Consider the following 1,509-nt stretch of genomic DNA (forward strand, 5'->3'; position numbering starts at 1 on the left):
TTTGCCCCCTCCGCCTCCACCGCCTTGGCCCTGAGCGCTCGAAGCTCCGGGGCCATGTGCTGGATGACCGCCTCAGCAACCCGGTTGCCGTATGCCTTCGGGTTCACGCGGTCGCCCATGGATGGCTGGGGTGGCGATGTGCTGCTCGACAGTCGCAATGGCAACATCTACCAGGCGGCAGGCTCGACGATCGACCTGTCGGCCAAGAACAACCAGGCCGGCAAACTGCGTGCCGTTGCAGTGGATGCGGCGGGCGGCATTGTCGACATGCAAGGCAAGATCCTCGGCGGCAGCAGCGGCGACTACGACGCGGGCGGCACCTTGATGCCGTACCAGGCCGGTACCTTGGAAATCCAGGCCCAGCGCCTGGGCAGCAGCGGTTCGCTGGACCAGCAGTTCGCGGATTTGAACCAGCGCCTCAATGCGGGCCAAGTCTTCGGTGCGCGCAGCTTCCAGCTCAAGCAAGGCGACTTGACCATCGGCAACGGCGTCAAGGCCAGCACCGTCAGCGTCTCGGTGGACAACGGCAGCCTGCGCGTCACCGGCCTGGTGGATGCCAGCGGTGAGCGCGTCGGCAGTATCAACCTGGCGGGCAAGCATGGCCTGAGCCTGGACGGCAGCGCCATGCTGGACGCCCACGGCGGCCGGTTGCGGGTGGACAGCTATGGCAAGATCATCGACTCACCCAACCGCGCCATGGTGGTCCTCGGCTCCGGCGACGGCCAGTTGACCCTCGCCGACGGCATGCGCATTGACCTGCGCCACGGCACCAATGGCTCGTCCAGCAACGACGGGCGCAATCGCGGCACGCTGGAGCTTAATGCACCGCGCCTGGTCAACACCGATGGCAGCAGCAACGATATCAACATTGACGCCCGTGGCCGCCTGGCCATCCAGGGCGCGCGGTCGATCACCCTCAACGGCATGGCCACCTATGACGATGCGCCGTTGGTCAACGACCCTACCGCCAGCGGGCGGCCTTACCAGCAGATCGACCAGGCCTACCTGGATGGCAAGCATGCGCTGAGCACCGCGTTTATCAACGCGGCACTGCTCAACCAGGATTTGTTGCAGGGCAAACTGGCGGGGCTCAACACTGCGACCTACGCCAATGCCTTCCATTTGCGTCCGGGTGTGGAAATCGTCAGCCGTACACCGGACGGCGATCTGGTGGTGCAGGGCGATCTGGACCTGTCCGGCTACCGCTACGCCAGCCTCAACCCCAACAGCCAGAAAACCTCGGTGTACGGCTCCGGCGAGTCCGGCAGCCTGACCCTGCGCGCCGGTGGCGACCTGAACATATACGGCAGCATCAACGATGGTTTTGCCCCACCGCCGGAAACGGTGGACGACAAGGGCTGGGTGTTGCTGCCCGGAATCGACTTTACCGGCGGCGCGGTGGTGGTGCCGGGTAACGGCGTGACCCTGGCCGACGGCACCGCGTTCCCGGCGGGGGCCACCTTGAACTACGACGTGCCGATCAAAGGCCTGACGGTGGCGGCCGGCACT

1 pseudogene is annotated in these 1,509 nt (G+C 65.7%); it reads left to right on the forward strand.

The annotated features are described in order from the left end of the window. Positions 1-123: 123 nt before the first annotated feature. A pseudogene (locus L9Z73_RS30315) lies at positions 124-1,509 on the forward strand (hemagglutinin); the annotation flags it as partial.

Origin of the sequence: Pseudomonas emilianonis (assembly GCF_023072625.1) — a bacterium.
GTDB classification, from domain to species: Bacteria; Pseudomonadota; Gammaproteobacteria; order Pseudomonadales; family Pseudomonadaceae; genus Aquipseudomonas; species Aquipseudomonas paraveronii.